The following is a 6,877-nucleotide window of genomic DNA, read 5'->3' on the forward strand; positions in this document are numbered from 1 at the left end:
TGCCAATTAATTTTCTTATTGTCATGTTGAGCAAAGCGAAACATCTGTCCCTTTTTGGTTTTAAGCTTAAATACTTTTTTGGACAGATTCTTCGGGCTAAAGCACTCAAAATGACAATACCAAGATTCATGTAGATTTCGACTATCTGGATATTTCCAGTTAAATAGATTGCCGCGTCAATTCTTCAAGCTTAATCGCAATGACAGATTGATTATATGAGATCCTGACAATCATTAACTCCTGTAATTAACACTCCAGATAATTATGCGCATAAATATTTTTGTTGAATAAAATTTCTGCTGTTTTATAAATAGCAACTTCTTCAGGATTATTTTTGTTGTAAGAAATATCTTCAAGCTCGCCAAATTCCTGCATCAAGTTATGAAGATTGATTAAAAGATTATCGGATTCTTTTTGTGGACTTTGAGCGGAAACCATTCTGACAACTCTTATTAGTTCAACATCAAAAGCATCAACAATGGCGGAATCAAGATCACAGCCCATTGCCATAACTGCAAAAATCCTGTTAATTAACGGGCGCATTTCTTTCGGGCTACCGTTTGACACATTGGAAAGTCCTATAGTCGTCATTACTTGAGGATCAAATGATTCTTTAAAAACTCTTATGGAATCAAGCGCGGCCATTACTTGAGATTGGTCGACATTAACAGGTAAAACAAGCGGATCCAGTAAAATTTTTGTGTTATCAATTCCCAGCTCCGCTGTTTTATCAAGAATAACTGAAGCTATTTCCAGCCTTCCGTCAGGGTCTTTAGGAATGCCTGTTTCATTGCTCAAAGTCAGCGCAATAAGGTTACTTCCATATTCAGCGGCAAGTTTTGTCATGTTCTCCAGTCTGTCCGGATCACCGCTTGCACTGTTTATAATACAATCCTGCGGATTAGAAACCAGTTTAAGCCCTGCTTCAAGCTCAGCGGAATTTGTCGAATCAAAAGATAATTTTACGTCAGGAATTTCTTTAAGAATAGAAGATGCAAGCCATTCCATTGTTCCAGCCCAGCCTTTTCGCGCAGGACCGATATTTAAGTCTATCCAATCGACTCCTGCCGATGCCTGTCTTTTTGCCATATCCAAAATATAGGCAGTATCCCTATTTTCTATTGCTTCTCTGGTTTTTTTAGAGATTATATGTATATTTTCGCCGATTAATTTCATTTGATTTTTCCTTATTTAAATTACATGGTCATATTGAGAAAGCCTGACAGGCTAACATGTTATTCTGTCTATCATATCTAAGACAATGAAAGTTTTTTGTAAAGTTTTATTAAAAAAATATATAGGCTGTACCAACATTTATATTCAGTAGTTTTAAGTGAATTTTCACCACATGAGACTAAATATTAATTTTTTAAAACTACTGCAATTTAAACAGCTCTAAAGTATTAGAAAGAAGCATGGCTATAGTCATAGGACCGACTCCTCCGGGAACAGGCGTGATATAGCCGGCTTTTTTTTCGACTTCTTCAAAATCGACATCTCCGACTAATTTTCCTTCTTCGGTTCTGTTAATTCCCACATCTATGACTGCCGCTCCTTCTTTTACCCAATCAGCTTTAACAAATTTTGGAATTCCCACCGCTGCAATAAGTATATCCGCCTGCGAAGAAATTTCGGGAAGGTTTTTTGTTTTGCTGTGACATACAGTTACAGTTGCACTTTTATTCAAAAGCAAATAAGAAAGGGGTTTGCCGACAATATTTGACCGTCCGATTATAACTGCGTGTTTTCCTTCTATTTCAATATTATATTTTTCAAGAAGTTTTATTATCCCGAAAGGGGTACAGGAAACAGCATAAGGGTTTAAGCCTATTGCAAGCTTGCCGATATTTACAGGATGAAAACCATCCACATCTTTTTCAGGGAGTATCTTTTCAATAATATGATAAGTATTAATATGTTTTGGCAATGGAAGCTGCACTAAAATTCCGTTAACATTTTTGTCCTGATTGAGAATTTCAATTTGTTTTTCGAGGTCTTCCTGACTTATTGATTCTTCTAACTCGATAACTCTTGAATTAAAACCTGCCAACTCTGCCGTATGCTTTTTTTTAGAAACATAGACCTGACTTGCAGGGTTATTACCGACAATTATAACAACAAGAGTAGGTTTTTTCTCATAACTTAAAACTTCTTGTCTTATTTTTTCAACAATCTTTGCGGATAAATCCTTGCCTTTAATTAAAATTGCCATAAATATTCCTCTTTTTTAATTACCCCAGAAGGGCAAATTTAGCCTAAAAATCAACTCCTGCGCCGAATGTCCGAGTGAGTCAGAACTGTGTGTTATATCTTCAGTTTCCAGTTCTTCCGCATAAGGCAAAACACCGAGGATATCAAAGTCATATTCCATCATAATTGCCTTAATATCTTCAGGAATGCGAGAATCTTTTACTTTGTTCAAGACAACGCCTATTTGACCGGGAGAAGCATATTTCATGGATGATTCTCTTATTTTTATCGCTGAATGAACAGAAGTAACCGTCGGTTCGGCTAATACAATGGTTACATCAGGATAATAATTTACAAGCTGGTTTACGTAACTCAAGTCATATTCACAGTCGATAATTACAATATCATAGCTTTTAATAAGCTTCTTCATTGCGTCTTTTATGTATCGAGCTATAACGCATGTACATTCTTCAGTAAAAACAGGACCTGAAACAAGCAAGTCTGCATCTCCTGAAAGATTTATTATGATTTCATGCAGCATCCATTCTATGAGTTCACTTTTTTTGATTCCTTCGTGAATAGGAGAAGAATAAACGTACTGCCCTGTCCTTATAGAATGAATTGTGTTATTTACTTCCAGACCAAAAATACTTGCAAGATCGCATCCAAGGGTATTATCTACAAGTAATACTGATTTTTCGTGGTATTCATTACGCAAAGCTGTAAAAAGTGAATGTGTAAATGCTGTTTTTCCGCTGCCGCTTTTACCTGTTACTGCAATAGTTACTGTCATGTTTTATGTTTATCCTTAATCCCGCGTAGTTCTTAAAAATTCTGCCAGTTCTGAAGTCAGTCTCATTGCTCTTTCTGCCTGTTCAACTGTAAGACTTCCCGCCCCGCAAGAAGGTGTTATAAGTGCGTTTTCGTTGATCAGTTTTTCATCAATGCCTTTATTAACAAGAAAAGTTTTTGCTTCTTCAAATTTTTTCGCCAGTTTATCTATGTTTGAAGTTTCAAGTGAATCCACATCCAGCGTAGGAACTATTCCCCATGCTATTTTTCCGCCTTTTTTAAGAAATTTTTCTATTTCTTGACTGAAAAGACTCAGGCTTTCTCCGAAATAAAACCCGTCAAAGTTAAGTATATCAACTCCGCTTTCTGTAATCAAAGACCAGTCGCTTTTTCCACAGCAATGAATACCGACAAGTGCGCCATTTTCTTGCAATACAGATGAAATTTCTTTAATACTTGCAATAACATCTTCTTTTTTAACGGTAATAAAAGCTGAAGTTCCATACTGGGATATTGTCGGTTCATCCATAAAAATAATAGGCTTGCTGTCAGGAGAAGTTTCTTTGAATTTTTTTATTAACCAGAGAGCTTTTAGAGTAAGTCCTTTTAACGCAATCTCTTTAAGTGTTTCATCATAAAAAATACATTTTTTATCTCTATCTACAAGCGAAGTTCCAAATGTAAACGGTCCTATTATCTGTCCTTTAACAAAAGCAGGTTTTGCTTCTTTTAATTTTTTAATAAAAATTGGCAATGTTGAGCAATGGTTTTCCGAAATAGCATATTTTTCTAATGCATCAAAGTTTTTATCGTTTACAATGCTTTCATAATCAAGAAAAAATTCTTCGAGTTCTTCAAAAAAAGTTTCCGATTCCTGATCCATATACCAACGGTTATCTGCTTCATCAAATGAAATTCCCGGAATATTCTCGTTGTACTGAGAAAGCATATCTTCTTTCTGGCTTACATTTGCAAGCTGACCTATAACAGGTATATCAGGAAAATATTTAAACACCAGTTCAACTGCTTTTTCAGGGTTATCATGAGGCAAACTTCCAATGGCTGTGGGTAAAAATTTTATTTTTGTACTCAAATTTTTTATCCTTCTAACAAAATCATTTTATTTTAATGTAGAATTAGTTTATCATCAAAAAAACGGCATGAAAAAATTTAACTTTTAAACTCAAAATCGAGTACGTACAAAAGTGCCTATTGCCATATAGATTCAGGGTAATACTATGAAAAAAAATGAAACCTTAGCCCAGTTTATTTCATCTACAAGAGAAAATATGGGTTATTCTCAAAAAGGTCTTGCGATTAAAGCAAATATAGACATTTCCTTGATTGATGACATAGAATCAGGACGGGAATTGTTTTTATCAACAACTGCAAGACAAAAACTAGCGTCAGCATTAAAACTTAGTGCAAGTCGAATAAAAATACTCGAAAAACAACCCAAATCGAGTGCTGCTGATTTTGAACTTTCAGACAAAATCGATGAATTAAAATTACGCATACTTAATGAAGGACTTAAAGGGCATTCTTGTCCGGTATGCAATTCCGAACTTATTTGCAGGGTATCGGTAATGTATGATATAGAGGATAATATTATTAGACATCCCAAATCTTACTGCTCAAAATGTCCTTTTCAAATTAAATAACTCGAATTGCTAATTAAATTTACGCGTCACTGCGAGAAGAGGCTTTAGACTCGACGAAGCAATCCATTTTATTTTTTATAGATTGCTTCGCTTTGCTCGCAATGACAATTTTGGCGTTTTAGCAATTCGAGTTATATAGAAAATCTTTCAATAAAAAAAGCTGCAATGCAGCTTTTTTCGTTTATAAATAAATTATATTAAATAATCTTGAAAAATACGGGTAAAACATTAAAAGAGTGCAGTCCCTGTATAATTTCCAGAATTAAATAAACCCAGAAGAACCACGCTACATCAAAGAATGTTTTACGAAAAGCATGCGGTTTGATTTCATAAACTTCGGGCTCGTCTAAAAGTGAAAAATTCGGTATTAGTCTTGGAACTTTTGCCATATATTCCGCTAGATTATCTGTATGGAATCTTTCAAGCGTTTTTTCTTCATCCAGAATAGTTGGTAAATAATTAAACATAAACATAAAAATTATTAATAGTAGCCCTGTAAAACTTCCTGCCGTGAGAGCTATGCCTATTACGCCAAGAAAACTGAAGAAATAAAGGGGATTTCTAACTACCGAGTAAGGCCCTTTGGTTACAAGAGTGAATGTTTTATTTCCGCAAAGGTAAACAGCAGACCATAATCTTCCTAAAACACAAATAGTAACAAATATAAGCCCTAATGATTGCAAAGTCAGTGCTAACCAGCCTGCATAAGGTTTCTGCGCCCATATATTTTCCGAAAATAAAAATATAATTATAAGAGAAACTCCAAAAATCTTTGAAATAAAAATTCTATACCTTGCAAACCACTCTAAAACAGGTTTTGAACACATTTTATAATCCCTTTCAGCTTAAAATTTTAAAACTACTTCCCAGATAAATAAGTTTAGTTTAAAAAAAAACTAATAGGAATTATTTTTTACGATATATAAATTTTAATGCGTTCTGTAATTCAGAATAAAACTTATTAAATGTATAATTAATTTTATTGAAGATCTTGATTAGTTTAGAAATAAGAAGGACAAAAAAATGATTATTGGTATTCCAAAGGAAATTAAGGCTCAAGAAGAAAGGGTTGCTATCACACCTGCAGGAGTGGAAACGCTTAAAAAAGCGGGTCATACAGTTTTGATCGAAAAACATGCCGGACTCGGCAGTGGTTTTCTAAACGAAGATTTTGTAAAAGCTGGTGCAGAAATTCTTGAAACACCTCAAGAAATATTTGAAAAAGCAGATATGATACTAAAAGTCAAAGAGCCGCTTCCTGAAGAATATAATCTTTTGAGGGAAGGACAGATTTTATTTACTTATCTTCACCTTGCCGCAGAAGCACGCCTTGTACAGGCGCTTTTAGAAAAAAAAGTAACAGGTATTGCTTATGAAACAGTCCAGCTGGATGACAATTCTCTTCCTCTATTAACACCTATGAGCGAAGTTGCAGGACGTATGTCCGTCCAAATAGCTTCAAGACTGCTTGAAAAATATTATGGAGGAATGGGAGTTCTTATGGGTGGAGTCCCTGGAACACCTCCGGCTAATGTTGTAATTATAGGCGGCGGAATCGTAGGAGCTAATGCAGCTAAAATGGCCATGGGATTGAGAGCAAATGTTACTTTGCTTGATGTTAATCTAGACAGAATGCGCTATTTGAATGATATTTACGCGGAGAGCCTTACCACTATTTTTTCTAATTCATATACAATACGCGAACAGGTGAAAAAAGCGGATGTTGTTATAGGTGCGGTTCTTATCCCCGGTGCAAAAGCTCCTAAACTTGTTACAGAAGATATGGTTCAAAAAATGAAACCGGGTTCTGTAATACTTGATGTGGCAATAGATCAGGGCGGTTGTATTGAAACAATAGACAGGGTTACGACTCACGAAAATCCTACTTTTGTAAAATACGGTGTAATTCATTATTCCGTGGCAAATATGCCCGGTGCTGTTCCGAGAACTTCAACGATTGCACTGACAAATGCGACTTTGCCTTATACGATTAAGCTTGCTAACAAAGGAATGAATGCTGTAAAAGAGAATAAAGCTCTTGCAAAGGGAGTAAACACCTTTAAAGGTCATTTAACATATGAAGGTGTTGCAACTTCACTTAATCTTGCATACAAACCTCTAGAAGAATTGATTTAGAAGCTGTCTTGTTAAAATAAAAATCGCCTCATGCTTTTAACAAGCTAGTGCATTGTTAATTTAATTTATTAGGATAAAGTTTTTTTAACTTAATTCTT

Annotated in this window: 7 protein-coding genes; 2 read left to right on the top strand and 5 right to left on the bottom strand. The window is 34.9% G+C overall.

Annotated elements, in window-relative coordinates; genetic code table 11:
• Positions 1–246 precede the first annotated feature (246 nt).
• From WCG23_08140 to WCG23_08155, 4 genes are all read right to left on the bottom strand, one after another.
• Positions 247–1,176 carry a dihydropteroate synthase gene (locus tag WCG23_08140; GenBank protein ID MEI8389840.1) on the bottom strand — a complete coding sequence of 310 codons (930 nt, stop codon included), beginning with the start codon at positions 1,174–1,176 and terminating at the stop codon, positions 247–249.
• Positions 1,177–1,375: 199 nt separating this feature from the next.
• Positions 1,376–2,212: a bifunctional methylenetetrahydrofolate dehydrogenase/methenyltetrahydrofolate cyclohydrolase FolD gene (folD, locus tag WCG23_08145; GenBank protein MEI8389841.1), complete on the bottom strand. Its 837-nt coding sequence runs from the start codon at positions 2,210–2,212 to the stop codon at positions 1,376–1,378.
• Between the two features lie 15 nt (positions 2,213–2,227).
• Entirely contained in the window at positions 2,228–2,983 is a 756-nt protein-coding gene (locus WCG23_08150; protein ID MEI8389842.1) for an AAA family ATPase, read from the bottom strand.
• A gap of 15 nt (positions 2,984–2,998) precedes the next feature.
• On the bottom strand, positions 2,999–4,075 hold the full coding sequence (locus WCG23_08155; GenBank protein ID MEI8389843.1) for a hypothetical protein: 1,077 nt from the start codon (positions 4,073–4,075) through the stop codon (positions 2,999–3,001).
• Positions 4,076–4,220: 145 nt separating this feature from the next.
• Here WCG23_08155 and WCG23_08160 point away from each other — a divergent pair, with 145 nt between their 5' ends.
• Positions 4,221–4,643, top strand: coding sequence for a hypothetical protein (locus tag WCG23_08160; GenBank protein ID MEI8389844.1), 423 nt, complete (start codon positions 4,221–4,223; stop codon positions 4,641–4,643).
• 197 nt (positions 4,644–4,840) lie between these two features.
• Here WCG23_08160 and WCG23_08165 read toward each other — a convergent pair whose 3' ends face one another.
• Complete coding sequence (locus tag WCG23_08165) at positions 4,841–5,470, bottom strand: isoprenylcysteine carboxylmethyltransferase family protein (protein ID MEI8389845.1); 630 nt, start codon at positions 5,468–5,470, stop codon at positions 4,841–4,843.
• Positions 5,471–5,666: 196 nt separating this feature from the next.
• Between WCG23_08165 and ald the strand changes: the two genes are divergently transcribed.
• Complete coding sequence (gene ald / locus WCG23_08170) at positions 5,667–6,779, top strand: alanine dehydrogenase (protein MEI8389846.1); 1,113 nt, start codon at positions 5,667–5,669, stop codon at positions 6,777–6,779.
• The last annotated feature ends 98 nt before the right edge of the window (positions 6,780–6,877 follow it).

The sequence above is a fragment of the bacterium genome, from assembly GCA_037147175.1.
In the GTDB taxonomy this organism is placed as follows: domain Bacteria; phylum Cyanobacteriota; class Vampirovibrionia; order Gastranaerophilales; family UBA9971; genus UBA9971.

Excerpts from the sequence above, each read along its gene's own strand:
- WCG23_08140 (MEI8389840.1), bottom strand. The coding sequence starts at position 1,176 with ATGAAATTAATCGGCGAAAATATACATATAATCTCTAAAAAAACCAGA.
- WCG23_08165 (MEI8389845.1), bottom strand. The coding sequence starts at position 5,470 with ATGTGTTCAAAACCTGTTTTAGAGTGGTTTGCAAGGTATAGAATTTTT.
- ald (MEI8389846.1), top strand. The coding sequence starts at position 5,667 with ATGATTATTGGTATTCCAAAGGAAATTAAGGCTCAAGAAGAAAGGGTT.
- WCG23_08160 (MEI8389844.1), top strand. The coding sequence starts at position 4,221 with ATGAAAAAAAATGAAACCTTAGCCCAGTTTATTTCATCTACAAGAGAA.
- WCG23_08150 (MEI8389842.1), bottom strand. The coding sequence starts at position 2,983 with ATGACAGTAACTATTGCAGTAACAGGTAAAAGCGGCAGCGGAAAAACA.
- folD (MEI8389841.1), bottom strand. The coding sequence starts at position 2,212 with ATGGCAATTTTAATTAAAGGCAAGGATTTATCCGCAAAGATTGTTGAA.